The sequence below is a fragment of the Pseudomonas sp. UBA6310 genome (assembly GCF_002438225.1).
GTDB lineage: Bacteria > Pseudomonadota > Gammaproteobacteria > Pseudomonadales > Pseudomonadaceae > Pseudomonas_O > Pseudomonas_O kuykendallii.
The window spans coordinates 419-25,260 of sequence record NZ_DJTK01000084.1; the positions used below are offsets into that span (position 1 = coordinate 419).

Below are 24,842 nucleotides of genomic sequence, written 5' to 3' on the forward strand. Positions count from 1 at the left end.
GTTCATGATGATCTTCAGCGCCTGCGACAACGGCTTGTTGCCGTCGCGCTTGGCCGCCTCGCGCCCTTCGGCGACGCGCGCGACGATGGCCGGCAGGCAGTGCCGGGTGCGCGAGAAGCGTGCGCCGCGAAAGCCTGGCACCGAGTCGGCATCGCTCTGATGGCGCAGGCCATCCACCAGCCCGACCGGATCGATCAGGAAGCTGCGGATGATCGACGGGTAGAGGCTCTTGTAGTCCAGCACCAGCACCGATTCGTAGAGTCCCGGACGCGAGTCCATGACGAAGCCGCCGGGGCTGGCCTCCGGCGGACGCTCGCCGAGGTTCGGTGCGACGAAGCCCTGGCGGTGCATGGCCGGCAGGTACAGGTGACCGAACGCGGCCACCGAGCCGCCGCTGCGGTCCGCCGGCAGGCCAGTGACGCTGGCGCGTTCGAGGAGGAAGGTGAGCAGTTCGGTCCTGGCGAAGATCCGCGTGACCAGTTCGCAATCCTTGAGGTTGTAGTGCGCCAGCGCCGGTTTGTCCTCGGCGAACATCCGGTTGATCTCGTCCATGCGCTGGTACGGCGTGCTGATCGCCTTACCCTCGCCGAGCAACGTCTGCGCGACGTTCTCCAGGCTGAACGAGGGGAAGCTCCAGGTCGCCGAGCGCAACGCCTCGATGCCGTCGATGATCAGCCGGCCTGCGGCGGCCGCGAAGAAGTGCTGCTTGCTGCCGTGCTCGCGCCACTCCATCGGCTGGCCGCCGCGCCCCAGCAGCAGCGGCACCTTGAGCCGCTGCGAGTGCTCGTGCAGCACGCGCAGGTCGAACTGCACCAGGTTCCAGCCGATGATCGCGTCCGGGTCATGCAGCGCCATCCAGCCGTTGAGGCGCTCCAGCAACTGCGCGCGGCTGTCGCAATACTCCAGCGGGAAGTCCAGCCCGGCAGCATCGCCGTTGGCCGGCCCGAGCATGTACACCTGGCGCTGGCCGCAGCCTTCCAGGGCGATGGAATAGAGTTCGCCGCGCTCGGTGGTCTCGATGTCCAGCGATACCAGGCGCAACTGCGGGCGATAGTCCGGCGCCGGTTTCAGCACGGCGTCGAGGAGCACCCCGTCGGCGTCGGACGTGCCGGCGAACTGCACGGGCGCGGTGATGAAGCGCTCCATCAGGTAGCGCTCCGGTGGCCGGATGTCGGCTTCGTAGACGTCCAGGCCGGCGCCACGCAGGCGCTTCTCCAGCTGAATCAGTTGGCGATGCTGACGGCAGTACAGCCCGAGCACCGGGCGATGCTGGAAGTCACAGAGTTCCAGCGCACGCAACTCGACGTCGCGCTCACCTTGCAGCAGCAGTTCCACCCGCGCGCGCTGCTCGGCGGGCACGAAGGCCACCGAGGTCTGCAGCGGCAGACGCAGGCGCCGCGGGCCGTGGTCGGTCGCCAGCCAGAACTCCACCTGGGTGCCCGCGGGCGTGTCCTGCCAGTGCCGGGTCAGAACGAAGCCCTGCTGTAAATCCACCGTCGCATCCCGTGAAAACGCCATCGCGCCATTCTACCGGGCAACGCCGGGCCGCGCGCCGCAGAACCAAGCGCGCCGTCGGCTGCCTAAGCGCCAGGCGCTGGCGCCAACACACAACAAGAGGTTTCCACGCGTGAGCATCGAGCGTTACACCGGGCTGGCCCAGGCGCTGCACTGGCTCACCGCCGCGGCACTCTGCTTCGTGCTGCCCTTCGTCTGGGTGGCCGAGAACTTTCCTCCGGGACCGATCCGCACGTTCTGGTACATGGCCCACGAATCCATGGGCATCTCGGTGTTCCTGTTGATCCTGCTGCGCCTGACCTGGCGCTGGCGGCACCGCGCGCCGGCCTACCCCGCCGGCACGCGGCGCCTGATGCGGCTGATCGCGGGGCTCAATCACGGGCTACTCTACGCCGTGTTGCTGGCGATGCCGGTCACCGGCTACCTGATGGCCGGCAACGGCCAGGACGTGCCCTTCTTCCGGGTGATCTCGCTGCCCGGCTTCGAGAAGAACGAAGCGCTGGGGAAACTGGCCAATACCCTGCACGTGTGGGGGCAGTTCGCCGTGTACGGGCTGATCATCCTGCACGTGGCCGCCACCGTCTGGCACGTCGCCGTTCGCCGCGATGGCCTGCTGGAGCGAATGCTGCCGGAGCAGCGCCACTAGTCGGCACGCCGCGTCCGGCGCCCCTTGAACCCCCTGCAGCATCCGGGCACAGTGCCGCCACGGAGCTTTAATCTTTGAGGTCACGATGCCTCGCATCTGCTTGTTGCTGTTGGTGTTTCTGTTTGCCGGAGGGGTTTGCGCGATGCCGGTGGCGCCTCTGGATCAGGACGAACTGCGCCTGTCCCTGGGCCCCTACGTGGGCATTCTGGAAGACCCCGAAGGCCTGCTCGATATCGAACAGGTGCGGCGGATCGAAGACCGCCTGTTCCGGCCCGCCCCCGGCGTTTATCCCAACATGGGCAAGAGCCGTTCGACCTGGTGGCTGAAGGTGGACCTGCGCAACAGCCGGCCGCACGCGCTGGACGGCTTCATCGAGGTCAACTACCCGCTGCTCGACGACATCCAGCTGTACCTGATCGCGCCGGACGGGACGCTGACCCGGCAGGCCGGCGGCGACACGCATCCGTTCGGCGAGCGCCCGGTGCCGGTGCGCAACTTCTGGTTTCCCACCCGTGTGCCGCCCGGCGACAGCGTGCTGCTGGTGCGCGTGCAGACCACCAGCACGGCGTTCGTGCCGCTGTTCTTCGCCACCCACGCCGCCAGCGCGTCGGCGCAGGAAGTCGCCATGGGCTTCAACGGCGCCTTCTACGGCGTGCTATTCGCGATGTTCTGCTACAACCTGTTCCTCTACCTGTCGCTGCGCGAGCCGGCGTACTTCTGGTATCTGATGTACAACGTCAACATCGGCCTGTTCGCCGCCAGCTTCGACGGCCTGATGTTCCAGATGCTGCCGGACTGGCTCGAGCTGGAGGCGCTGGGCATCTACGCCCTGATGTACAGCCACTGCCTGTTCGCCCTGCAGTTCAGCCGGCACTTCCTGCACACCCGGCAGCACTTCCCGCGCATGGACCGCGCGCTGCAGCTGCTCATGCTGGGTACCGTGGTGTGCCTCTGCTCTGAGCCGCTGATCGGGATGATGGCCTGGACCATCCTCGCCAGCCTGACGGTGCTGACGGTGTCTTTCTTCTCGCTGCTGGCCGGCATCTACGTGTGGAATGCCGGGCTGCGCTATGGCTCCTACTACATGCTGGCCTGGGGCGTCCTGCTGCTGACGTTCATCCAGGCCACCACGGGCTCGCTGGGCCTGGAGGTGTTCGGCATCTACGGCGCCACCGCCGTGAAGATCGGCGTCACCGTCGAGCTCATCACGCTGTCCATCGGCCTCGCCGACCGCATCAACCTGCTCAAGGAGGAAGGCTTCCTCTCCCGCCAGACGGCCGAGCAGGCGGTGATCGAGAACAAGGCCAAGAGCCGTTTCCTCGCCACCATGAGCCACGAGATCCGCACCCCACTGAACGGCGTGCTGGGCATGCTGCAACTGCTCAAGGAAACCAGCCTGGACCGCAGCCAGCGCTTCTACGTGGAAACCATCGCCAGTTCCGGCACGGCGCTGATGGCGGTGATCAACGACATCCTCGATTACGCGCGCATCGAATCCGGCAAGCTGGCCTTGGAGAACATTTCCTTCGACCTCGAGGAACTGGTCTCCGACACCCTGAGCCTGTTCACCGCCCAGGCCATGGAAAAACGCCTGCGCCTGCACGTGAGCCTGGAGGGCGGCGTGCCGCAGCGGATCAAGGGCGACCCGACGCGCCTCAAGCAGGTGCTGATGAACCTGCTGGGGAACGCGATCAAGTTCACCGCCGAAGGCCACGTCGCGCTCGGCGTGACCCGGCGCACCGATGCGCGCGGCCAGGAGCAGCTGGTATTCAGCGTCAGCGACAGTGGCATCGGCATGCGCCGCGAAGTGCTCAACACACTGTTCCAGTCCTTCGCCCAGGGCGACTCCAGCACCACTCGCCGCTACGGCGGCAGCGGCCTGGGCCTGGCGATCAGCAAGGAGCTGGTGGAGATGATGGGCGGTCGCATCGAGGCGCAGAGCAAGCTCGGCCAGGGCACCCGCTTCACCTTCGACATCCCGTTGCAGGCCGAGCCCGATACCGACGAGCTGCGGGACCTGCTCGAAGGCCAGCACGCGCTGCTCGCCTCGCTGGACGCCACGGCGCTGGAAACCGTCGGCCATCTGCTGCAACGCTGGGGCATCCATACCGAACACTGCCAGAGCCCGGAACACCTGCTGGAACGTCTCGAAAGCGCGCCGAACCCGCAGTTGCTGGTGCTGATGGCGCCCTGGCCGGGCAGTGCCGAATACTGGCTGGACAGCCTGCGCAGCACCCTGGCACCCGGCCAGCGGGTCCTGCTGCTGTGCCCGCCGGAGCAATGCCAGCGGGTGCCGGCCAGCCAGGTGCTGAAACTCTTCGCGCTGGCCCAGCCGATCTCGGTGAAGCCGCTGCGCGAGACGCTGCTGAAGGTCTATGACCGTACCGAGGAACTTCCGCCCGAAGCGGCTCCGGCGCCACGACAGGCGCTCGGCGATGCGCCCTGCGTGCTGGTGGCCGAGGACAACGCAGTCAACCAGCTGGTCGTGCAGGGTTTCCTGCGCAAGCGCGGCTACCGGATCAGGCTGGTGTCCAACGGCGTTGCCGCGGTAGAGGAATACCGTCACTTCCCACGCGGCGTGCAGGCGATCCTGATGGACTGCGAGATGCCGGAAATGGACGGCTTCGAGGCGACCCGGCGGATTCGCCAGCTCGAACGCGAGCAGGACCTGCCGCCGGTACCGATCATCGCGCTGACCGCGCACATTCTCGAGGAACACCGCCAACAGGGCGCGGCCGTGGGCATGGACGACTTCCTCGGCAAGCCGCTGGACAGCCTGCTGCTCTACGCCACGCTGGAGCGCTACCTGCCACGACCGTCGCCGGCGGCCGCGCCGGTCGTCGAGGGCACGGATGACCACTCCAGGCCGGCGCGGTAGCATGCCGGCGCCAGGAGACTATCGATGCTCATCCCCCACGACCAACTGCAAAGCGACACCCTCACCCGCCTGCTGGAAGACTTCGTCACCCGCGAGGGCACCGACAACGGCGACGAGACGCCGCTGGAAACCCGTGTCGAACGTGCGCGCAGGGCGCTGGAGAAAGGCCGCGCGGTGATCGTCTTCGAGCCGGAAAGCCAGCAGTGCCAGTTGATGCTCAAGGAACAGGTGCCGCGCGAATGGCTCGATTGAGCCGTTGCGGCGGGCGCCACGCCTAGCCCAGCGTGCCGCCCTCGCGCTCCCAGGCGCAGCGCATGCGCAGGTCGCTGTCGTGCGGGCTGTGCAGGCCACTTTCGGATTCCCAGCGGAAGGTGTGGGTGCCGTTGAGCTCGGTTTCCAGGTGAACCACCGCGCTGACCCAGTACAGGCGCCGCAGCAGCGCCTCGAACTGCTCGATCCAGATCGACCACTCGTACTCCACTGCCGGATAGCTGGCACCGAAGTGGATTACCTGTGTTCGATAGAGCCCATCGCCGGGCTGCTCGCAGCAGTTGAACAGGTCGCGGCCGAGAAAGCTCCAGCCCTCGGCCGGCAATGAGGCGAGCACCGCACGGTTGTTCGCCCGGCGCTCGGCGCACTCCTGCGAACTGACCGTCGGCCAGTCGCGGATACAGCCATAGACGATGGATTCGGACTCCACGCCGTTACTCCGAAAAAACCAGGCTGCCTTCTAACACAGCGACGGCGCTCGGAGAAGCGCTCGCCGGGAGTCCGGCGGCAACGCTGTGACCGGCTGCAAGCGGCTCGCCGGGCATCCGACGAAGCCGCCCGGCCGCTTTCAGCCGCGCTGGGCCTTGGCGCGCATCTTCTCCGCCATACCGGCCATTTCCGCGTACAGGGCCTGCGGGTTCTTCTGCTTGAGCGCCCAGGCCATGCGGCCCATCTCGTGCGGCAGGATCATGAATTCGCCCTTGGCGATCTCCTGGTAGATGTAATCGGCGATCTCGGCGGCGCTGATCGGCGAGCCCTCCAGCAGCTTGCCGACCTGCGCCTTCATCGCCGGCGTCGGGCCGCGGAAGGAATCCAGCAGGTTGGTCTGGAAGAACGACGGGCAGACCACGTGCACACCGATGCCCTGCTGTTTCAGCTCGATCAGCAGGCTCTCTGACAACGCCACCACACCGGCCTTGGCGACGTTGTAGTTGCTCATGGCCGGCCCCTGCATCAGCGCCGCCATCGAGGCGATGTTGACGATCCGGCCCTGGCTGCGCTCGAGCAGCGGCAGGAACGCCTTGCAGCCCTTGACCACGCCCATCAGGTTGATCGAGATCTGCCATTCCCAGTCCTCCAGCGACAGCTCGCTGAAGAACCCGCCGGACGCCACGCCGGCGTTGTTGACGATGATGTCGATGCCGTCCAGACGCTCTTCGCAGGCCTGGGCGAACGCCGTGAGCTGGCTGTAGTCGCGCACGTCGCAGCGCTGGGTGAAGCCATCGCCACCTGCCTCGCGTACCAGTTTCAGGGTTTCCGCCAGGCCCGCTTCGTTGACGTCGGAAAGCGCCAGCTGGCTGCCCTCGCGCGCCCAGCGCAAAGCCATTTCGCGGCCCAGACCGGAACCGGCGCCAGTGATCATGATGCGTGTCTGCATGGGGTTTCTGCCTTCTTGTTGTTCGTCGTGAATGGCCGCAGTGTAGCGAAGGCAAACCGCCCTCCGGCCAACCATCAGGCTGCTGAATGGGTGCTCAGACGCAGCGACGATTCAGCGTTGGCGCCGCAGCCAATGTGCGTAGACCGCCAGGTTGAGCAGCACCACCAGGGCACCCATCCACAGCTGCGCCTGGACGGTCAGGCCCTCCGGATAAATCAGCCGAAGCAGGTAGTGCTCGATGAAATCGCCCGGGTAGCCGACCTCTCCGGCGGCGCGGCGCAGGCGGTTTTCCCAAGGTGTCAGCGGGCAGTACAGGTGCAGCAGCTCGACCGCCGCGCCCCAGCCCGCCGCCGGTAGATGCAGCCACGGCATCCAGCGCCAGCGCAGCGCGAGCAGGCCGCCGAACAGCACGAAGAGAATGAACGCCAGATGCAGTACCAGCAGCGCATCGGCGGCGAAGCGGTAGGCCATCGGCGACTCCACGAAGGCTCTGCAAAGGGGATGGGATGCGGATCATCGCGCTTCGGGTGAATTTTTCCCGCGCCGCGACAGTCGGATCAGATAAGCGTCGTCAAAAGCTCGACGCTGCCGGGTGCACGCCTCGAGCACCGTTCTTACATAAGGAGTTCCACCATGGGCATCAGCACTATTTTGATCATCGTCCTGATCCTGCTGTTGATCGGCGGTCTGCCAGTCTTCCCTCACTCGCGCAGCTGGGGTTATGGCCCCTCGGGGATCGTCGGCACCGTGCTGATCATCCTGCTGATCCTGGTACTGCTGGGCAAGGTATAGCCGGCCCCGTAACGAAAGAAGCCCGCCTCGCGCGGGCTTTTTCGTGCCTGCGATTCGCCGCCGGCAGGCATGAAAAAGGGCAGCCGAAGCTGCCCCAGGTGCCATAGGAAATGGCGGTCAGTGTGCAGCCGCGCTGCTCGAACCCAGGCCGGTTTGCGAGCGAACGAACTGCGGGAAGAACAGCTCACGTTCGCCAACCGCGGCTTTCGACTTGTCGGTGACCGAGAAGAACCAGATCCCGGCGAAGGCGATGAGGATGGAGAACAGCGCCGGATACTCGTACGGGTAGATGGCTTTCTCGTGGCCGAGGATCTGCACCCAGATCGTCGGGCCGAGCACCATCAGTACCACCGCGGTGATCAGGCCGAGCCAGCCGCCGATCATCGCGCCACGGGTGGTCAGGTTCTTCCAGTACATCGAGAGCAACAGCACGGGGAAGTTGCAGCTCGCGGCGATGGAGAACGCCAGGCCGACCATGAAGGCGATGTTCTGTTTCTCGAACAGGATGCCCAGGCCGATCGCCAGGATGCCGAGGGCAACCGTGGTGATCTTCGATACGCGCATCTCGTCCTTGTCGTTGACGCGGCCCTTGCGGAACACGCTGGCGTACAGGTCGTGGGACACCGCCGAGGCGCCGGCGAGGGTCAGACCCGATACCACGGCGAGGATGGTGGCGAAGGCCACCGCCGAGATGAAGCCGAGGAACACGCTGCCACCCACCGCATTGGCCAGGTGAACCGCCGCCATGTTGTTACCGCCCAGCAGAGCGCCGGTCGCGTCCTTGAAGTCCGGGTTGGTGCTGACCAGCAGGATCGCGCCGAAGCCGATGATGAAGGTCAGGATGTAGAAGTAGCCGATGAAACCGGTGGCGTAGAACACCGACTTGCGGGCTTCCTTGGCGTCGCTGACGGTGAAGAAGCGCATGAGGATGTGCGGCAGGCCGGCGGTACCGAACATCAGCGCCAGGCCCAGGGAGAAGGCCGAGATCGGGTCCTTCACCAGGCCGCCGGGGCTCATGATGGCCTCGCCTTTCGGGTGCACCTTGATCGCTTCGCTGAACAGCGTGCTGATGTCGAAGTTGACGTGCTTGAGCACCATGATCGCCATGAAGGAGGCGCCGGAGAGCAGCAGCACGGCCTTGATGATCTGTACCCAGGTGGTCGCCAGCATGCCGCCGAAGAGCACGTAGAGAACCATCAGGATACCCACCAGGACCACGGCGACGTGGTAGTCGAGGCCGAACAGCAGCTCGATCAGCTTGCCGGCACCGACCATCTGGGCGATCAGGTAGAACGCCACCACCACCAGCGAACCACAGGCGGACAGCGTGCGGATCTGGGTCTGGCCGAGGCGGTAGGACGCTACGTCGGCGAAGGTGTACTTGCCCAGGTTACGCAGACGTTCGGCGATCAGGAACAGGATGATCGGCCAACCGACGAGGAAGCCGATCGAATAGATCAGGCCGTCGTAGCCGGAGGTAAACACCAGCGCGGAAATACCCAGGAAGGACGCCGCCGACATGTAGTCGCCGGCGATCGCCAGGCCGTTCTGGAAACCGGTGATGGAGCCGCCGGCGGTGTAGAAGGCAGAGGTGGAGGTGTTGCGTTTGGAGGCCCAGTAGGTGATGCCCAGGGTCAGCGCGACGAAGGCGACGAACATGGCGATCGCCGAAACGTTGAGCGGCTGGCGCTGTACATCGCCGGTGAGCGCGTCGGCCCAGAGCAGCGGAGAGAAGCCGGCCAGGGCGAAGGCGGAAAGCAGGCGCGCGATCATTGTTTCACCTCATCCAGGATGGCTTGGTTGAGGCGATCGAACTCGCCGTTGGCGCGCTGCACGTAGATGCCGGTGAGCACGAAGGCCGAGACGATCAGGCCGACACCCATGGGAATGCCCCAGGTGACGCTGGAGTCGGGGCTGATGCGGGCGCCCAGCAACTGCGGCTGGAAGGCGATCAGCAAGATGAACACCACGTAGAGGCCGAGCATGATGGCGGAGAGAATCCAAGCGAACTTCTCGCGCTTGGCCACCAGTTCTTTGAATTGCGGGCTCTGTTCGATCCGCTTGTAAGCAAGGTCGTGCATTTTATTTTTATCCTCCACCGACGATTTGCGGTGAAGTTACTGTAAGCCGCCGGTTAGGCCGCGACAGCCGACCTTAGTAGTAATCGCGACCATAGTCGTAGAACCGGTCACGGACGTGCGGCGCTTGCCTGCGGCGCCTGCCAGCCGCCGCCGAGGGCGAGAAACAGGTCGATGCGGCTCATCGCGACCTGCGATTCCGCCGCCGCCAGTTGCCCGCGCACGTCGGTGTAGGTCCGCGTCGCCTGCAGGTCGGCGAGGAAGGATTCGCGGCCGGCCTGGAAGAAGCGGTGCGTCTGCTCCGCCGCCTGTTGTGCCGAACGCGCCGCATCGGCCAGTGCGTCGCGCCGCTCCAGCATCGCACGGTACTGCGCCAGCCCGGTCTGCGCCTCGCGGATGGCGTTGAGCACCACGCCGTCGAAATGCGCCAGCGCCGCCTGGCTCGCCGCCTCCGCCTCGCGGATGCGTTCGCGCGCGCCGTTGGACGGCACCGTCCAGCTCAACAGCGGGCCGAAGCCCCAGCGGTTGGTCGACGGCTTGCCGAGGTTGTCGATGATGCCCACCGTGCCGACGGTGGCCCCGATGCTGATGTCCGGATACAACTCGCCGGTGGCGATGCCGATGCCCGCGGTGGACGCCGCCAGGCGCCGTTCGGCCTGACGGATGTCCGGGCGCCGCTTGAGCAGCGCGGCGCCGTCGCCGACCGGCATTACCTGGCTGATCCGCGGCAGGTGTGCGCATTGCACGACACCCGCGGGCAATTGCTCCAGCGGCCGCGCCAGCAGCATCGACAGGCGAAACAGCCCGGCCTGGCGCTGCGCCTCGAAACGCGGCAGCTCGGCGCGCAGGGACTTGAACTGGGTTTCGCTGCGCGTCACCTGGGTCTCGTCGCCTCGACCGGCATCGCGAAGACGCTGCACCAGCGTCACGCCCTGCTGCTGCAGGTCGAGCGATTGCTCGGCGATGGCGCGCTCCTCGTTGGCCGCGCAGACCTGGGTGTAGGCGCGCACCACGTCGGCGACCAGGGTGATCCGCGCCGTATCGGCGGCGGCCTGAGTGGCGTCGGCGTTGGCCCTGGCGGCCTCGATGCCGCGCTGCAGCACGCCGAACAGGTCGAACTGGTAGGACGCGCTGAGCGCGACGTTGCCGATGTTCGCCACCGGCACCTTGTCGGGAAGCAGGAAGGCCTCGCCGGATTCCTGGATGCGCTCGGCGGCGAGGTCCACGCCACCACCGAAGCCACCGGCGGCGGCCGCCTCGTCGACCTGGGCGCGGGAACGCGAGAGGTTGGCCGCAGCAACCCGCAGGTCGGCGTTGGAGGCCAGCGCCGCGGTCACTAACTGGTCCAGGCTCGGGTCCTGATACAGCTTCCACCAGTCCGCCGGCACCGGCGCCGACACCACCTCGGCGCCCGCGCCGGCCAGCCCGCCCTGCAGGTCCGGGCGATTCAGCGCGGCCTTCTCGGGCAGGTGGTAATCCGGCCCGACGACCTGGCAGGCGGCGAGCAGCAGGGCGACGCCGACGGCGCCTGCCCGGATCAGCGCGCTCATTGCCGACCGCCCTCCCCGGCGCTGTCCTCGACGATCGACACCGTCGCGGTGCGTCCGGCGATCATGCGGAAATCCTCGGGTACCTCGTCGAAGTCGATACGCACCGGAATCCGCTGCGCCAGGCGTACCCAGCTGAACGCCGGGTTGACGTTGGGCAGCAGGTTGCTGCCGCTGCTGCGGTCGCGGTCCTCGATGCCGGCGGCGATGCTCTGCACGTGGCCGCGCAGGCGAGCGCCGTCGCCGACCACGCGGATGTCCACCGACTGGCCGACATGAATGCCGGCCAGCTTGGTTTCTTCGAAATAGCCGTCGATGTGGAAGGATTCGCCATCCACCACCGAGAGCACCGGCCGCCCCGCGCTGACGAACTCCTGGGCGCGCGGCGCGCGGTCGTTGAGGTAGCCGTTCACCGGGCTGCGGATCACCGAGCGGTCCAGGTTCAGCTGCGCGCTGTCCACCGCCACCTGCGCCTCGGCCAGCGCGGACAACGCCCGCGCCTCGCGCGACTGGCTCTCTTCCAGTTGCTCGCGGGCGACCAGGTTGCCCAGCTGCTGGTTGCGCCGTGTTTCGCGGCGCGCCTGCTCGTAGGTTTCCTTGCGCTCGGCGACGGTCGCCTGCGCCTGGCGCAGCGCCAGGCCGAAGCGTTCCGGGTCGATGCGGAACAGCACCTGGCCACGCGTCACGACTTGGTTGTCGCGCACGTCCACCTGGTGGATCAGCCCGGAAACGTCGGGGGCGATCTGGATCACGTCGGCGCGGATGTGGCCGTCGCGGGTCCAGGGCGCGAACATGTAGTACATCACCATGCGCCAGACGATCACCGCGGCGAAGGAGACAACGAGCAGGGTCAGGACCACGCGGCCCAAGGTCAACCAGGGTTTCTTCATGTCATCAGGTATCGACTGAGCCCGTCCACCGCGCCCAGCAGCAGCGCGTAGAGACCGACGTTGAACAAGGCCCGGTGCCAGACCAGGCGATAGAAATGGAGGCGCGTCAGTACGGCGTGCACCCCGAGGTAGAGCAGATAGGTGATGCCCATCAGCACCAGCAGCGTGGGCAGGAACACCCCGCTGATATCCAGATCGCCGATCACAGGGGAGCTCCATCGATGCCATAGGGCGGTGATTCTTCGGCCTCGCCGGTGCCGGGTACCTCGACGCCGGGCAGCAGCGCCAGGCGCAAGCCGCTGAGCGCGTGCAGCACGTGCGGGCGCGCCTCGTTGAAGGTGTCCAGCGACGAGGTCGACAGCGCGCGGCGGGCGCGATCCATGGTCATCTGCAGACCCTTGGGCGCGGGCAGGCGTTCGCCGGCGTCCAGGCAGGCCTGGAAATGCGCGCCCACCTCCTCGACGATCTGCCGCAGCAGCGCCTGCGGGTAGGACGGCAGGCGTGGCAGGTACGCCAGCAGGTCGAGCAGGTTGAGCGCGATACGCAGGTCGCGCAGGGCGACACCGGTGTCCTGCCCGGTCTGCGCCAGACGCGGCAACTGCTGCATCAGGCGATCGAGCATGCGCACCGCCATCACCCGGTGCTCATTGAGGTTGGCCGGCTCGCCCAGGCGGGCGATGTCGCGCCAGCCGGAATGGGTCATCCGCCGCGCCGCCAGTTCGACGCCGAACGGACGCATTACCAGGGTCCAGACGAAGGCGAACAGCAAACCCACCGGCCCGGCGAGGTTGGAGTTGATGAAGCTCATGAAGTCAGCGTCGTAGGCGCCCTGGATGCTGATGAACGACGCGGTGTTGACGATGGTCAGCAGGGTTCCGAGGTAGAAGCGCGGCTGCACGGTGAGCGTACCGACGCAGATGAACGGCACGGCGAACGCCAGCACCAGCATCGGGAAGTCGTGCAGGTTGGGCAGCACGAGGAACAGGTAGAGGCTGGCGAACAGCACCGACATCGCGGTCCAGAAGAAGAACCGGTAGATCTGCGGCGCCGGATCGTCCATCGCGGCGAAGAAGCTGCAGGCCACCGCGGCGAGGATCACCGCGCTGCCGCCGTCGCTCCAGCCGAGCAAAATCCACAGGAACGACGCCACGCTGATCGCGGCGATGGTCGAGCACACCGAGTAGAGCATCATGCCGCGGTCGAGGTAGGGCGTGAGGCGACCCAGCCGCCAGTGCCGGTACACCGCACGCCACGGCGTCTGGCTCTCGGTCTGGATGGCGTGCTGCAGGCTGCGGCAGTCCTGCCACAGGTCGATCCACTCGCCGAGGCGATAGAGCGCGTTGGAAAACAGCAGCTGGCGACGCTCGTCGAGCTGCTCCGGGCTCGGCTGCAGGCGCTCGAGACTGTCGCGCAGGGCCTGCCAGCGCTCGACCGGCGCGCCCTCGCGGGTGTCCCTGAGCCAGTCGCGCGTCTCGTCGAGCAACGGCGCCAGCCGCGCCACCAGCTCCGGCGAACGGCGCTCCAGCGCCCACCAGGCGTCGTCCAGCGCATCGACCACCGGCAGCAGGTGGATCATCCGCCCGCGCAGCTCCTTGGCGTTGCGCACCGTCTGCGGCCGGGCCCCTTCATGGGGCAACTGGCCGATCATCGGCTCGAGGGTGTTAAAGGTGGTGACCATCGAAGCCCGCAGCGCACCGACCTCCTCCGGCTGCACGTCGCGCGCCAGGAAGCGGTCGCTGTAGGTGCTGGCATCGGTGAACCAGCGCCCCGCCGCGTCCACCAGCACGGGCGCCAGACGTCGCGGCCAGAACATGCTGCCGACCACCGCCGCGCAGACGATGCCGAGGAAGATCTCCTCGGTACGCGAAACGGCCACTTCGAAGACGGCTTCCGGGTTGTCCACCACCGGGAAGGCGATCAGCGGCAGGGTGTAGCCGGCGAGCATCAGCGCATAGCTGTTGGCGGTGCGCAGGTGCAGCGAGAGGAACAGCAGGACGCCGGTCCAGAGCGCGATGACGATGGCCAGCAGATAGGGCGTCTGCACCAGCAGCGGCACGAAGAACACCGCCGCACTGGCGCCCAGCGCGGTACCGGCGGCGCGGTACAGCGCCTTGGAACTGGTCGGCCCGACGAAGGGGCTGGAGACGATGTACACGGTGGCCATGGCCCAGTACGGCCGGGGCATTTCCATCAGCAGCGCGATGTACAGCGCGATCATCGACGCCGCGAAGGTGCGCATGCCATAGAACCAGTCGCGCGCCGGCGGCACGCTGCTGAAGAACCCGGTCATGGCGCGCCCGAGCCCGGCACGCCCGCCGCCTCGAAGGCACGCAACACGCGCAGTGTCGCCTCGAGGTCGGCGGGGGCGACGTCCTGCAGCACCTCACGGCGCAGGCGGGTGAGTTCGGCTTCGATCGCCGACGCCAGCGCGCGCCCACTCTCGGTGAGGCTGAGGGACTTGGCGCGACGGTCGGCGGCGTCTTCACTGCGACAGACGAATCCGGCGCTGCACAGCTGATCGAGCAGCCGCACCAGCGACGCCCCTTCCAGCCCGGCGGCATGGGCCACGGTGACCTGCCGGACGCCGTCGCCAAGCCGCGCGATCATCAGCAATGGCACCGCGCAGGCTTCGGAAATACCGTGGTTGACAAGCGCCAACTGGCAGATCCGCCGCCAGTGGCGGGTCGCCACCACCATGCCGCTGCTGATGCTGAGTCGAAGGGCGTCGAGATTCATAGGAATGAAATAGAATGCATAAACATAGTTTGCTAACTATCAATATGCGTGAAACCTGTCGGGCTCGTCAATTGTTCGCGACGAGCGACCTTGTCTACCTACGTCAGCGCCGCCTGGAGGAAGGTTCAACGAAGAACCGCGGATCGGTCGACTTAGCCGCCCGCCCCTTTGCCGCATCGACGATGACCGCTCAAGCGCCGTTCACTCGAAACCATGCCCCGCGTCGACCAGCAGGCGCCGGCCCTGGTCGAGGTCAGCGGCCTTGAGCATCAGGAAGTCGCCGTCGTACGTCGAAACGACGAATATCCCCAGCTCCGCCTCCGACAAGGGACGCACCACCGACAGCACGATTCCGGTCTCGTCGAAGGCGAACGGCCCCACCAGTTGCAGGCAGGCCCAGCCGCCGTCCGAGATCACGCTGGCCGGCACGCGATGCTGCGGACAGACGATGGACAACTCGCCCGCGCTCCGGCTGATGGAGACGAAGCCCGGACCATCGGCCCACGCCGGAATAGGCTCGAAGCCGCCCAGTCGGGACACCGCATAGCGTTCGGGCAGCACGCGAAGGCGAACGGAGGCAGTCATTCGTGAATCCTGGAGGTAGGGATCGGCAAGCGTGGCGACGTGTGGCGGGCACAGCAAGAGAGGTGAACGACCAGCCGCCGACTCCACGCATCAGCCCGATGCAGACGCCGACTGGTCGCCCGCGCGCATCATAAGCTACCGACGCGCTATTGACGTCAATTTCACATCTTTAACTGAAGCTGCAAAAACGCTTTCCCGTTCGCAAAGCGCAGCGGCGGTTTTTCCAGGCACAAAAAAAGCTGCTCAAGGCAGCTTCTTTTGTTTCTCCGGTGAGGGAGAAGATATGGCGCAGCGGACGGGACTCGAACCCGCGACCCCCGGCGTGACAGGCCGGTATTCTAACCGACTGAACTACCGCTGCGTGTCGGTTGGACTTTCGTCCGATTCTCACATGGTGGCTGATGACGGGATCGAACCGCCGACCCCCTGCGTGTGATGCAGGTGCTCTCCCAGCTGAGCTAATCAGCCTTCGCCTTGCGAGGTGGCGCAATTTACGCAGCGGCCGACGCTAAGTCAACACCCCGCTTGAACTTTTTCCGAAAACGCTCAGTCGGTGTAGATCATCTTTCGGGTCATGCCGCCGTCCACGACAAACTCCTGGCCGGTGACGAAAGTGGCGTTCGGCGAGACCAGCCAGCTGACCAGCGAAGCGATGCCCTCCACCGTCCCTACCCTTCCTGCCGGATGCTGGTCGTGGTCGCTTTCGGACAGCGGATCGGCGCGCCGATCACGTGGGTCGCGGGCGTCGATCCAGCCGGGGCTGACTGCGTTCACGCGGATATCCGGCCCCAGGCTGACGGCCAGCGCGCGGGTCAATGCCAGCAGCCCACCCTTGCTCGCCGAATAGGCTTCGCTATGGGCTTCGGATTGATGCGCGCGGGTGGAGGTCAGGTTGACGATCGAACCGCCGTGGGCGCGCAGATAGGGCGCGCAATGCTTGGCCAGCAGCATTGGCCCGGTGAGATTGACCGCCAGGACGCGGTTCCACTCGCCCATGGGAAGGCTTTCCAGCGGCGAGTTATAGGGATCGGCGTGTCCGGCGTTGTTGATCAGCGCATCGAGGCGGCCGAACTGACCAAGCACTTCGGCCACCGCGGTGGCGACCTGCTTCTCGTCGCTGACGTCCATCCGGATGAACCAGGCGCTCTCACCCAGCGCCCTGGCGACGCGCGAACCCCGTTCGCGCTCGACGTCGGCGAGCACCAGCTGCCAACCCTCGGCGATCAGCCATGCGGCGATCCCCAGGCCGATACCGCGTGCGCCACCGGTGACCAGCGCGACCTTGCCGTTCGCTCCTGCGGCGGAACGGGGCGCCCACTCCAGGGCGTCCCGCTCGCCCGCCGTCATACCGTACGCAGGGCAGCGAGGCCCAGGGCCAGGTCCGCCTTGATGTCGTCGATGTCCTCGAGGCCCACGGCGACCCGGATCAGGTTGTCGTGAATACCGGCGCGTTCGCGATCCTGTTGCGACAGGCGACCGTGCGAGGTGGTCGCCGGATGGGCGATGGTGGTCTTGGTATCGCCCAGGTTGGTGGTGATCGAGATCATCCGTGTGGCATCGATGACCGCCCAGGCGCCCGCCTTGCCGCCGGCGACCTCGAAGCTCACCACCGCGCCGAACGCCTTCTGCTGCCGCTTGGCCAGCTCATGCTGCGGATGGCTGGCCAGGCCGGAGTAGTAGACACGCTCGACGCCCGGCTGGCCTTCCAGCCACTGCGCCAGCTCCAGCGCCGAATCGCTGTGCGCGCGCATGCGCACGCGCAGGGTTTCCAGGCCCTTGAGGAACACCCAGGCATTGAACGGACTCAGCGTGGGACCGGCGGTACGCAGGAACCCCACCACTTCGGACATCTGTGCCGCGCGACCGGCGACCACGCCGCCGAGGCAGCGACCCTGGCCGTCGATGTACTTGGTCGCGGAGTGGATGACGATGTCCGCACCGAGCTTCAGCGGCTGCTGCAGCGCGGGCGTGCAAAAGCAGTTGTCCACCGCCAGCAGCGCGCCGTGGGCGTGGGTGATTTCGGCCAGCGCGGCGATATCGACCAGCTCGGCGAGCGGGTTCGAGGGGGATTCGACGAAGGCCAGCCTGGTGTTCGGCTTGAACGCCGCGCGCCAGGCGTCGAGATCGGCCAGCGGCGGGTAGTCGACCTGCACGCCGAAACGCTTCAGGTACTTCTCGAACAGGCTGATGGTCGAGCCGAAGACGCTGCGCGAGACCAGCACATGATCGCCGGAACTACACAGGCTCATGACCATGGCCAGGATCGCGGACATCCCCGAGGCAGTGGCGACCGCCTGTTCGGCGCCTTCGAGCGCGGCGATGCGTTCCTCGAACATGCGCACGGTGGGGTTGGTGTAGCGCGAATAGACGTTGCCCGGCACTTCACCGCCAAAGCGCGCGGCGGCATCGGCAGCGGTGCGGAACACGTAGCTGGAGGTGAAGAACAGCGGCTCGCCGTGCTCGCCTTCCGGCGTGCGCTGCTGGCCGGCACGCACCGCCAGGGTGTCGAAACCTACGCCGTCCAGGTCGCTGTCGAGCCGACCGGCATCCCATTCCTGGGTCATATCGCTACCTCACGAAAAGTAGGGCTGCAGGGTGCGCCGTGCGCGCCCTCGAAACGGACAGGGTCGCCCCTGCCCGCCATCAGTTGTTGTACAGGTCGATGATCGCGCTGACCGCCTGAGATTTGACCTTGCTCGCGTCGTTGCGCGCCTGCTCGATGCGGTTCAGGTAGGCCTCGTCGATGTCACCGGTGACGTACTTGCCATCGAACACCGCGCAGTCGAAGTTGGCGATCTTGATCTTTTTGCTGCCGCTGACCGCTTCGATCAGGTCGGGCAGATCCTGGTAGATCAGCCAGTCGGCGCCGATCAGCTCGCAGACTTCTTCGGTGGTACGGCCGTGAGCGATCAGCTCATGGGCGCTGGGCATGTCGATGCCGTAGACGTTGGGATAACGCACCGCCGGCGCCGCCGAGCAGAAGTAGACGCTCTTCGCGCCGGCTTCGCGGGCCATCTGGATGATCTGCTTGCAGGTGGTGCCACGCACGATGGAGTCGTCCACCAGCATCACGTTCTTGCCGCGGAACTCCAGCTCGATGGCGTTGAGCTTCTGCCGTACGGATTTCTTGCGCGCCGCCTGGCCGGGCATGATGAAGGTCCGCCCGATGTAGCGATTCTTGACGAAGCCCTCGCGGAACTTCACGCCCAGGCGGTTGGCCAGCTCCAGCGCGGCGGTGCGGCTGGTATCGGGAATCGGGATGACCACGTCGATGTCGTGCTGCGGACGCTCGCGGAGGATCTTGTCGGCCAGCTTCTCGCCCATGCGCAGGCGCGCCTTGTAGACCGAGATGCCGTCCATGATGGAGTCCGGACGGGCCAGATAGACGTGCTCGAAGATGCACGGAGCGTATTTCGGATTCGTCGCGCACTGCCGGGTGAACAGCTTGCCGTCCTCGGTGATGTACACCGCCTCGCCCGGCGCCAGATCGCGGATCAGGGTGAAGCCGAGCACGTCCAGCGAGACGCTCTCGGAGGCGATCATGTACTCCACGCCCTCGTCGGTATGGCGCTGGCCGAACACGATCGGACGAATGCCGTTGGGGTCGCGGAAACCGACGATCCCGTAGCCGGTGATCATCGCCACCACGGCGTAACCGCCCAGGCAACGCTCGTGCACGTGAGTGACGGCGGCGAACACGTCTTCCTCGGTCGGCTGCAGCTTGCCGCGCTGGGCCAGTTCGTGGGCGAACACGTTGAGCAGCACTTCCGAGTCGGAATTGGTGTTCACGTGGCGCAGGTCGGATTCGTAGATTTCCTTGGCCAACTGCTCGACGTTGGTCAGATTGCCGTTGTGCGCCAGGGTGATGCCGTACGGCGAGTTGACGTAGAACGGCTGCGCCTCGGCCGAGCTGGAGCTGCCGGCGGTCGGGTAGCGCACGTGGCCGATGCCCATGTGGCCGACCAGGCGCTGCATGTGGCGTTGCTGGAAGACGTCACGCACCAGGCCGTTGTCCTTGCGCAGGAACAGGCGACCGTCGTGGCTGGTGACGATCCCGGCAGCATCCTGGCCGCGGTGCTGGAGGACGGTCAGGCCGTCATACAGCGCCTGATTGACGTTCGACTTACCGACGATACCGACGATGCCACACATGTGACGCAACCTCACTGGTTCAGGCTAAAGACAGGTTTGCGAAGGCCGGCATGTTCGCACGACGACCGCGCATGACCTCTTTTACTTGGGCATCAGCCCACTGGCGTTCAATCCCTGGGAAACGGCGCTGTCGATCATCCAATGACCGGCAAGATTCAGAATCAGGTTCTTCGACCAATCGGCGACCATCAGGAAATGCGGCAACAGCACCGACTGTTGCCACCAGACGTCCTCCTGGACCGGCGCCAGGCTCAGCAGCCCCACCAGGACCACCACCAGCAGCGCCCCGCGCGCCGCGCCGAAGACCATGCCGAGAAAACGGTCGGTACCGGAAAGGCCGGTGACCCGGATCAGCTCGCCGATCAGGAAATTGATCAACGCACCGACCAGCAGTGTCACCACGAAAAGAATGATGCAGGCGGCGATCACGCGCGCCGACGGGGTTTCGATGAAACGGTCCAGGTACACCGACAGTGCACCGCCGAACATCCAGGCGACCACGCCGGCAACGATCCAGGTGAGCAGCGACAGGGCTTCCTTGACGAAGCCGCGCTTCAAACTGATCAGACTGGAGACAGCGATGACGGCGACTATCGCCCAATCGACCCAGGTGAATGCCACGATGCTGCCTGCCAACACGGTGCTGCCTGCGAACGGGAAAGGCGCGGCATTTTAGCAGAGCCGACCCGCTCCGGTAAGCGAAGCTTTCTATCGCCTCGCCTGGCTGCGCCTATCAGGGTTTGAAGCGCACCACGAAACCGTTGAGCTTCTGCTGCTTGTTGAGCTGATCGCGCAGCCGATCGGCCTCCGCCCGCTCGATCACCGGACCGACGAATACTCGGTTCATGTTCTCGGCGTTGCGGATGTAGGCGTTGTAGCCCTGGTTGCGCAGGGTCGCCTGCAGCGTTTCGGCGCTGGCGCGATTGGATAGGCTGGCCAGTTGGACCGACCAGCTGATGGGGAGATTATTGGCATCCAGACGACTGTCCGCCGGTTTGCTCGCCGGCGCCGGCGCGGGAACGGTTGCCGAGGGGGCGGCAGCCGGAGCAGCCGGCGCGGTCGGCGCCGGAACGCTGGCGGCGGGCGTTGCAGGCAAAGCGGCAATCGGCGTCTGAGGCGGATCGGCCGGCACCGGCTCGTCCGGCAGAGGCTGGGGCTCGGGCACCGCGACCGGCTCGACCTCGATGGTCGGCGCCGCCGGCGTCGCCGGCATGCTCGGCGCGTCCACCACGACGCGACGCAGTTCGTCGTCGCGGGAGAGCAGCATCGGCACGAAGATCACCGCCAGCGCGACCAGCACCAGCGCGCCGACCATACGTTGCTTGAGCCCTTTGTCCAGCACAGCCATTCCCCGCTCCTAGTGCCGGGCCAACCATTCCAGGGCCTCGGCCACACAATAAAAAGAACCGAATACCACGATTTCATCGCCCGTCGATGCCCGCTCGCACTGAGCCTCGATGGCGCGACCGATGTCGCCTGCGTCGCTCGCCTCAGCCCCGGCCTCCTGCAAAGCGGCCAGCAACTCGACGGCCGGCCGGGAGCGCGGCGTCGGTAGCGCGGCGACCGACCAGTTGGCGATCTGTGGCAACAGCGGCTGCAGCACGCCCGCAAGGTCCTTGTCGGCCAGCAGACCGAACACCGCCAGACGCTGCCCGCCGATCGGCGTCGATGCCAGACGGCGTGCCAGGTACTCGGCGGCATGGGGATTATGCCCAACATCGAGCAACAGTGTCAGGGACTTGCCTCGCCAGTGAATCGCCCGCCGGTCCAGCCGCCCGGTGACGCGGGTTCGCGCCAGCGCCTCGAAGAGCATCGGCGGTTGCCAGTCGAGCCCCAGCAGCGCGAAGGCCTGCAGGGCGAGCGCGGCGTTTTCCATCGGCAGGTCTAGCAGCGGGAGGTCGTGCAACTCCAGCACCTGGCCGGCGCCATCGCGGCCCTGCCAGTGCCAGCCCTGTTCGCCGATCGCCAGATCGTAATCGCGTCCCCGCAGGTACAGGGGCGCGTGCAGCTCAGCGGCCTTGTCCAGCAACGGCGCCGGGGGATCGAGGTCGCCGCACAGCGCGGGCCTGCCGGCGCGCAGGATGCCGGCCTTCTCGAAGGCGACCGATTCGCGGCTGTCGCCCAGCCAGTCGGCGTGATCGAGGCCGATGCTGGTGACCAGCGCCAGATCGGCATCGATCAGGTTCACCGCATCCAGTCGCCCGCCAAGGCCGACTTCGAGCACCACGGCGTCGAGCCCGGCCCGCTCGAACAGCCAGAAGGCCGCCAGCGTGCCCATCTCGAAATAGGTCAGGGAAATATCGCCACGCGCGGCCTCGACCGCGGCGAAGGCTTCGCACAGCTGCGCATCGCTGGCCTCGACGCCATTCAGCCAGACGCGCTCGTTGTAACGCAGCAGGTGCGGCGAGCTGTAAACGCCGACGCGCAGTCCCTGCGCCCGCATCAACTCGGCCAGGAAAGCGCAGGTAGAGCCCTTGCCATTGGTGCCGGTGACGGTGATCACCCGCGGCGCGGGTCTGCCCAGCCCGAGGCGCCGGGCCGCTTCCCGCGAGCGTTCCAGGCCCATTTCGATGGCCGTGGGGTGCAATTGCTCGAGGTAAGCGAGCCAGTCGCCCAGGCTGCGCTCGATCATGCCTCGGCGGGAGCCTGGACCGGCGCCACGGAGTGCACGGGGCTGGGAAGCCCCATGAGCTGAGCGAGCAGGCGCGCCAGACGCGGGCGCAGTTCGGCACGGTGGATGATCATGTCGATGGCGCCGTGATCGAGAAGGAACTCGCTACGCTGGAAGCCTTCCGGCAGTTTTTCGCGCACGGTCTGTTCGATCACACGCGGGCCGGCGAAGCCGATCAGCGCCTTGGGTTCGGCCACGATCACGTCGCCAAGCATGGCCAGACTGGCCGACACCCCGCCATACACCGGGTCGGTCAGCACGGAAATGAACGGCAGGCCTTCTTCGCGCAGACGCGCCAGTACCGCCGAGGTCTTGGCCATCTGCATCAGCGAGATCAATGCTTCCTGCATGCGCGCGCCGCCGGACGCGGAGAAGCACAGCATCGGGCAGCGCTGCTCGAGGGCGACGTTGGCCGCGCGCACGAATCGCTCCCCCACCACGGCACCCATCGAGCCGCCCATGAAGGAGAACTCGAAAGCCACCGCAACCACCGGAATGTCCTGCAGCGTGCCGCGCATGGCGATCAGCGCGTCCTTCTCGCCGGTGTCCTTCTGCGCCGCGGTCAGACGGTCCTTGTATTTCTTGCTGTCACGAAACTTGAGGCGATCCACCGGCTCCAGCTCGGCGCCGATCTCTTCGCGGCCCTCCGGATCGAGGAAGATGTTCAGCCGCGCACGCGCATCGATGCGCATGTGGTGGTTGCACTTGGGGCAGACGTCGAGGGTCTTTTCCAGCTCGGGCTTGTACAGCACCGCCTCGCAGGACGGGCACTTGTGCCAGAGCCCTTCGGGCACGGAACTCTTCTTCACCTCGGACCGCATGATCGAAGGGATCAGTTTGTCTACCAGCCAGTTGCTCATGCTGTCGTTCTCCAAAGCTTCGGGCCCGCGCGCCACGAGGGCGCTTGCCGGGCGGATTCAAAGTCGCGACCGCGAGCGGCGCATTCGGCGTGCCAGGCACCCACGGGGCCGGGCTGATCCGCGCCGCCACTCGAACGAGCAGGCACGCGGATCGAAAAACAGTTCGTCGACAGGCGCCGTAGAGCGCCCGAGGCGCCTCGCGCCTGCGTCGACGACGCGTCAGTGCTAGTGGACGGCTGACGAGGGAAGGCCGTCACATGAACAGCGTGATCGCACCTTTCGGCCACGCGCAGCATCACGCCGCCGAGCCGCCTTTGACGGCATCGATGAACGCACGAATCTTCTGCGCATCCTTGATGCCCTTGCTGGCCTCGACCCCGCCACTGACGTCCACGGCGTACGGACGAACCTCCCGAACGGCATCGGCGACGTTATCGGGCGTGAGCCCACCGGCGAGGATCAGCGGCTTGGACAGGCCCCGCGGAATCAGCGACCAGTCGAAGGATTCACCGGTGCCACCGGGAACGCCGGCGACATAGGTGTCGAGAAGAATGCCGCTGGCCTTCGGGTAGTGGGCGGCCAGCGCGGCGATGTCATCGCCCGGTTTGACCCGCAGCGCCTTGATGAACGGCCGGTGATAGCCGTCGCAGGCATCCGCGCTTTCATCGCCATGGAACTGCAGAAGATCGAGCGGCACGGCGTCGAGGATCTCTCCCAGTTCGCAGCGACTGGCATCGACGAACAGCCCGACGGTGGTCACGAAGGGCGGCAAGGCCGCGATGATCGCCCGCGCCTGCTGAACGGAAACCGCACGCGGGCTGCGCGGGTAGAACACCAGGCCGATCGCATCGGCACCGGCGTCAACCGCGGCGAGAGCGTCTTCGATGCGGGTAATACCGCAGATTTTGCTGCGAACGGCTAGCAAGTTGCGAGGACCTCGGGGATCAGATAGCCCCGAATAGTAGCAAATGCGCTTCTAGGCGTCAGCCATCACGTCCGGCAGGCCGGAGAGGAAATGCGGGCCCAGGTAGCGCTGGGGGAGCTCGAACTCGGCCGGATACTCGACCTGCACCAGGTACAGACCGAACGGATGCGCCGTCACGCCGCCGGTGCGTCGAACACGGGTTTCCAGCACTTCCCGAGCCCATTCCACCGGACGCTCTCCGGCACCGATGGTCATCAGCACGCCGGCGATGTTGCGCACCATGTGATGAAGGAAGGCGTTGGCGCGGATGTCCAGAACGATGAAGCGACCGTGCTCGATCAACTCGAGGTGATGGATGGTCTTTATCGGCGACTTGGCCTGGCACTGACGTGCGCGAAAGGCACTGAAGTCATGCGTGCCGACCAGACTGCGCGCGGCTTCGCGCATACGCGCGACGTCCAGCGGGCGGTGATTCCAGGTCACCTCCTCGGCCATGTGCGCCGGACGAATCTGATCGTTGTAGATGACATAGCGATAGCGCCGCGCCATGGCCGAGAACCGCGCATCGAACGCGCGCGGCATGAACTTGGCCCAGGTCACGCTGATGTCCGGGGGGAGATTCAGGTTGGCACCCATGATCCAGGAATGCAGCGAGCGCTCGACCGAGGTATCGAAGTGCACCACCTGGCCGCTGGCATGTACCAGGGCATCGGTACGCCCCGCGCAGCTGAGAGTAACGGGGGCCCCGCCGGCGACCTTGGACAGGGCCTTTTCGAGGGACTCCTGAATCGACGGAACACCGGCGCGCTGACGCTGGAAGCCGCGGTAGCGGGTTCCGCGGTACTCAACGCCCAGGGCGACTCTGAAAAAGCCAGCGGCAGCCACTGGGGCTGCCGCTTCGGGTACTGCATCGGTCATG

The 24,842-nt window shown here is 66.3% G+C and carries 25 protein-coding genes and 2 tRNA genes; 4 read left to right on the forward strand and 23 right to left on the reverse strand.

Features of this window, described 5'->3' with window-relative positions; all coding sequences use genetic code 11:
- The coding region (locus B3E91_RS21170; RefSeq protein WP_287031264.1) for a DNA polymerase II at positions 1 to 1,494 on the reverse strand (1,494 nt) is incomplete at its 3' end.
- A 133-nt stretch (positions 1,495 to 1,627) separates the two neighbouring features.
- Between B3E91_RS21170 and B3E91_RS21175 the strand changes: the two genes are divergently transcribed.
- The 3 genes from B3E91_RS21175 to B3E91_RS21185 all read left to right on the forward strand — a co-directional run bounded on the left by B3E91_RS21175 (position 1,628) and on the right by B3E91_RS21185 (position 5,291).
- Positions 1,628 to 2,161, forward strand: a complete 534-nt coding sequence (locus B3E91_RS21175; protein ID WP_273228894.1) for a cytochrome b — start codon at positions 1,628 to 1,630, stop codon at positions 2,159 to 2,161.
- Between the two features lie 85 nt (positions 2,162 to 2,246).
- Positions 2,247 to 5,039, forward strand: a complete 2,793-nt coding sequence (locus B3E91_RS21180; protein WP_287031265.1) for a hybrid sensor histidine kinase/response regulator — start codon at positions 2,247 to 2,249, stop codon at positions 5,037 to 5,039.
- Positions 5,040 to 5,063: 24 nt separating this feature from the next.
- Entirely contained in the window at positions 5,064 to 5,291 is a 228-nt protein-coding gene (locus tag B3E91_RS21185; RefSeq protein ID WP_287031266.1) for a YheU family protein, read from the forward strand.
- Positions 5,292 to 5,313: 22 nt separating this feature from the next.
- Here the strand turns inward: B3E91_RS21185 and B3E91_RS21190 are convergent, their stop codons facing one another.
- The 3 genes from B3E91_RS21190 to B3E91_RS21200 all read right to left on the reverse strand — a co-directional run bounded on the left by B3E91_RS21190 (position 5,314) and on the right by B3E91_RS21200 (position 7,158).
- Positions 5,314 to 5,739 carry a hypothetical protein gene (locus B3E91_RS21190; RefSeq protein ID WP_273228900.1) on the reverse strand — a complete coding sequence of 142 codons (426 nt, stop codon included), beginning with the start codon at positions 5,737 to 5,739 and terminating at the stop codon, positions 5,314 to 5,316.
- Between the two features lie 138 nt (positions 5,740 to 5,877).
- On the reverse strand, positions 5,878 to 6,687 hold the full coding sequence (locus tag B3E91_RS21195; protein WP_273228902.1) for an SDR family oxidoreductase: 810 nt from the start codon (positions 6,685 to 6,687) through the stop codon (positions 5,878 to 5,880).
- A gap of 111 nt (positions 6,688 to 6,798) precedes the next feature.
- Entirely contained in the window at positions 6,799 to 7,158 is a 360-nt protein-coding gene (locus B3E91_RS21200) for a DUF2784 domain-containing protein (protein WP_287031267.1), read from the reverse strand.
- Between the two features lie 162 nt (positions 7,159 to 7,320).
- Between B3E91_RS21200 and B3E91_RS21205 the strand changes: the two genes are divergently transcribed.
- On the forward strand, positions 7,321 to 7,479 hold the full coding sequence (locus B3E91_RS21205) for a DUF3309 family protein (RefSeq protein ID WP_090230285.1): 159 nt from the start codon (positions 7,321 to 7,323) through the stop codon (positions 7,477 to 7,479).
- 117 nt (positions 7,480 to 7,596) lie between these two features.
- Here B3E91_RS21205 and B3E91_RS21210 read toward each other — a convergent pair whose 3' ends face one another.
- The 19 genes from B3E91_RS21210 to truA all read right to left on the reverse strand — a co-directional run bounded on the left by B3E91_RS21210 (position 7,597) and on the right by truA (position 24,841).
- Positions 7,597 to 9,252, reverse strand: a complete 1,656-nt coding sequence (locus B3E91_RS21210) for a cation acetate symporter (protein WP_273228907.1) — start codon at positions 9,250 to 9,252, stop codon at positions 7,597 to 7,599.
- Entirely contained in the window at positions 9,249 to 9,560 is a 312-nt protein-coding gene (locus B3E91_RS21215) for a DUF485 domain-containing protein (protein ID WP_090230291.1), read from the reverse strand. The genes B3E91_RS21210 and B3E91_RS21215 overlap by 4 nt, the downstream gene beginning before the upstream one ends.
- Positions 9,561 to 9,667: 107 nt before the next feature.
- Entirely contained in the window at positions 9,668 to 11,107 is a 1,440-nt protein-coding gene (locus tag B3E91_RS21220) for an efflux transporter outer membrane subunit (protein WP_287031268.1), read from the reverse strand.
- The gene (locus B3E91_RS21225; protein ID WP_273228911.1) at positions 11,104 to 11,994 is read right to left on the reverse strand and encodes an HlyD family secretion protein; all 891 of its coding nucleotides are present in this window, start codon (positions 11,992 to 11,994) and stop codon (positions 11,104 to 11,106) included. Before B3E91_RS21225 ends, B3E91_RS21220 begins: the two co-directional genes overlap by 4 nt.
- Entirely contained in the window at positions 11,991 to 12,200 is a 210-nt protein-coding gene (locus B3E91_RS21230) for a DUF1656 domain-containing protein (protein ID WP_282338917.1), read from the reverse strand. The genes B3E91_RS21225 and B3E91_RS21230 overlap by 4 nt, the downstream gene beginning before the upstream one ends.
- The gene (locus B3E91_RS21235) at positions 12,197 to 14,284 is read right to left on the reverse strand and encodes an FUSC family protein (RefSeq protein WP_287031270.1); all 2,088 of its coding nucleotides are present in this window, start codon (positions 14,282 to 14,284) and stop codon (positions 12,197 to 12,199) included. The genes B3E91_RS21230 and B3E91_RS21235 overlap by 4 nt, the downstream gene beginning before the upstream one ends.
- A complete protein-coding gene (locus tag B3E91_RS21240; protein WP_287031271.1) occupies positions 14,281 to 14,730 on the reverse strand; it encodes a MarR family winged helix-turn-helix transcriptional regulator in 450 nt (149 codons plus the stop codon). The genes B3E91_RS21235 and B3E91_RS21240 overlap by 4 nt, the downstream gene beginning before the upstream one ends.
- Before the next feature lie 201 nt (positions 14,731 to 14,931).
- Complete coding sequence (locus B3E91_RS21245; RefSeq protein WP_287031272.1) at positions 14,932 to 15,315, reverse strand: ACT domain-containing protein; 384 nt, start codon at positions 15,313 to 15,315, stop codon at positions 14,932 to 14,934.
- Positions 15,316 to 15,599: 284 nt separating this feature from the next.
- A tRNA-Asp gene (locus B3E91_RS21250) sits at positions 15,600 to 15,676 on the reverse strand.
- 31 nt (positions 15,677 to 15,707) lie between these two features.
- Positions 15,708 to 15,783 (reverse strand) — tRNA-Val (locus B3E91_RS21255).
- A 78-nt stretch (positions 15,784 to 15,861) separates the two neighbouring features.
- Positions 15,862 to 16,662: an SDR family oxidoreductase gene (locus tag B3E91_RS21260; RefSeq protein ID WP_287031273.1), complete on the reverse strand. Its 801-nt coding sequence runs from the start codon at positions 16,660 to 16,662 to the stop codon at positions 15,862 to 15,864.
- Complete coding sequence (locus tag B3E91_RS21265; protein ID WP_287031275.1) at positions 16,659 to 17,879, reverse strand: O-succinylhomoserine sulfhydrylase; 1,221 nt, start codon at positions 17,877 to 17,879, stop codon at positions 16,659 to 16,661. The genes B3E91_RS21260 and B3E91_RS21265 overlap by 4 nt, the downstream gene beginning before the upstream one ends.
- 79 nt (positions 17,880 to 17,958) lie before the next feature.
- Positions 17,959 to 19,467, reverse strand: coding sequence for an amidophosphoribosyltransferase (purF, locus tag B3E91_RS21270; RefSeq protein WP_090230314.1), 1,509 nt, complete (start codon positions 19,465 to 19,467; stop codon positions 17,959 to 17,961).
- An 81-nt stretch (positions 19,468 to 19,548) separates the two neighbouring features.
- On the reverse strand, positions 19,549 to 20,088 hold the full coding sequence (locus B3E91_RS21275; protein ID WP_090230412.1) for a CvpA family protein: 540 nt from the start codon (positions 20,086 to 20,088) through the stop codon (positions 19,549 to 19,551).
- A gap of 112 nt (positions 20,089 to 20,200) precedes the next feature.
- Entirely contained in the window at positions 20,201 to 20,815 is a 615-nt protein-coding gene (locus B3E91_RS21280; protein WP_287031276.1) for an SPOR domain-containing protein, read from the reverse strand.
- A gap of 9 nt (positions 20,816 to 20,824) precedes the next feature.
- Positions 20,825 to 22,099, reverse strand: coding sequence for a bifunctional tetrahydrofolate synthase/dihydrofolate synthase (gene folC, locus B3E91_RS21285; RefSeq protein ID WP_287031277.1), 1,275 nt, complete (start codon positions 22,097 to 22,099; stop codon positions 20,825 to 20,827).
- Complete coding sequence (accD, locus tag B3E91_RS21290) at positions 22,096 to 22,998, reverse strand: acetyl-CoA carboxylase, carboxyltransferase subunit beta (RefSeq protein ID WP_090230323.1); 903 nt, start codon at positions 22,996 to 22,998, stop codon at positions 22,096 to 22,098. The genes folC and accD overlap by 4 nt, the downstream gene beginning before the upstream one ends.
- A 295-nt stretch (positions 22,999 to 23,293) precedes the next feature.
- On the reverse strand, positions 23,294 to 23,923 hold the full coding sequence (locus B3E91_RS21295; protein ID WP_414708318.1) for a phosphoribosylanthranilate isomerase: 630 nt from the start codon (positions 23,921 to 23,923) through the stop codon (positions 23,294 to 23,296).
- Positions 23,924 to 23,974: 51 nt separating this feature from the next.
- Positions 23,975 to 24,841, reverse strand: a complete 867-nt coding sequence (gene truA / locus B3E91_RS21300) for a tRNA pseudouridine(38-40) synthase TruA (protein WP_273234532.1) — start codon at positions 24,839 to 24,841, stop codon at positions 23,975 to 23,977.
- Position 24,842: the final 1 nt, after the last annotated feature.

Bases quoted from the DNA above. Each gene is read 5' to 3' on its own strand.
- B3E91_RS21180 (WP_287031265.1), top strand. From the start codon at position 2,247: ATGCCTCGCATCTGCTTGTTGCTGTTGGTGTTTCTGTTTGCCGGAGGG.
- B3E91_RS21185 (WP_287031266.1), top strand. From the start codon at position 5,064: ATGCTCATCCCCCACGACCAACTGCAAAGCGACACCCTCACCCGCCTG.
- B3E91_RS21195 (WP_273228902.1), bottom strand. From the start codon at position 6,687: ATGCAGACACGCATCATGATCACTGGCGCCGGTTCCGGTCTGGGCCGC.
- B3E91_RS21200 (WP_287031267.1), bottom strand. From the start codon at position 7,158: ATGGCCTACCGCTTCGCCGCCGATGCGCTGCTGGTACTGCATCTGGCG.
- B3E91_RS21205 (WP_090230285.1), top strand. From the start codon at position 7,321: ATGGGCATCAGCACTATTTTGATCATCGTCCTGATCCTGCTGTTGATC.
- B3E91_RS21210 (WP_273228907.1), bottom strand. From the start codon at position 9,252: ATGATCGCGCGCCTGCTTTCCGCCTTCGCCCTGGCCGGCTTCTCTCCG.
- B3E91_RS21215 (WP_090230291.1), bottom strand. From the start codon at position 9,560: ATGCACGACCTTGCTTACAAGCGGATCGAACAGAGCCCGCAATTCAAA.
- B3E91_RS21220 (WP_287031268.1), bottom strand. From the start codon at position 11,107: ATGAGCGCGCTGATCCGGGCAGGCGCCGTCGGCGTCGCCCTGCTGCTC.
- B3E91_RS21225 (WP_273228911.1), bottom strand. From the start codon at position 11,994: ATGAAGAAACCCTGGTTGACCTTGGGCCGCGTGGTCCTGACCCTGCTC.
- B3E91_RS21235 (WP_287031270.1), bottom strand. From the start codon at position 14,284: ATGACCGGGTTCTTCAGCAGCGTGCCGCCGGCGCGCGACTGGTTCTAT.
- B3E91_RS21240 (WP_287031271.1), bottom strand. From the start codon at position 14,730: ATGAATCTCGACGCCCTTCGACTCAGCATCAGCAGCGGCATGGTGGTG.
- B3E91_RS21245 (WP_287031272.1), bottom strand. From the start codon at position 15,315: ATGACTGCCTCCGTTCGCCTTCGCGTGCTGCCCGAACGCTATGCGGTG.
- B3E91_RS21260 (WP_287031273.1), bottom strand. From the start codon at position 16,662: ATGACGGCGGGCGAGCGGGACGCCCTGGAGTGGGCGCCCCGTTCCGCC.
- B3E91_RS21265 (WP_287031275.1), bottom strand. From the start codon at position 17,879: ATGACCCAGGAATGGGATGCCGGTCGGCTCGACAGCGACCTGGACGGC.
- purF (WP_090230314.1), bottom strand. From the start codon at position 19,467: ATGTGTGGCATCGTCGGTATCGTCGGTAAGTCGAACGTCAATCAGGCG.
- B3E91_RS21280 (WP_287031276.1), bottom strand. From the start codon at position 20,815: ATGGCTGTGCTGGACAAAGGGCTCAAGCAACGTATGGTCGGCGCGCTG.
- folC (WP_287031277.1), bottom strand. From the start codon at position 22,099: ATGATCGAGCGCAGCCTGGGCGACTGGCTCGCTTACCTCGAGCAATTG.
- accD (WP_090230323.1), bottom strand. From the start codon at position 22,998: ATGAGCAACTGGCTGGTAGACAAACTGATCCCTTCGATCATGCGGTCC.
- truA (WP_273234532.1), bottom strand. From the start codon at position 24,841: ATGACCGATGCAGTACCCGAAGCGGCAGCCCCAGTGGCTGCCGCTGGC.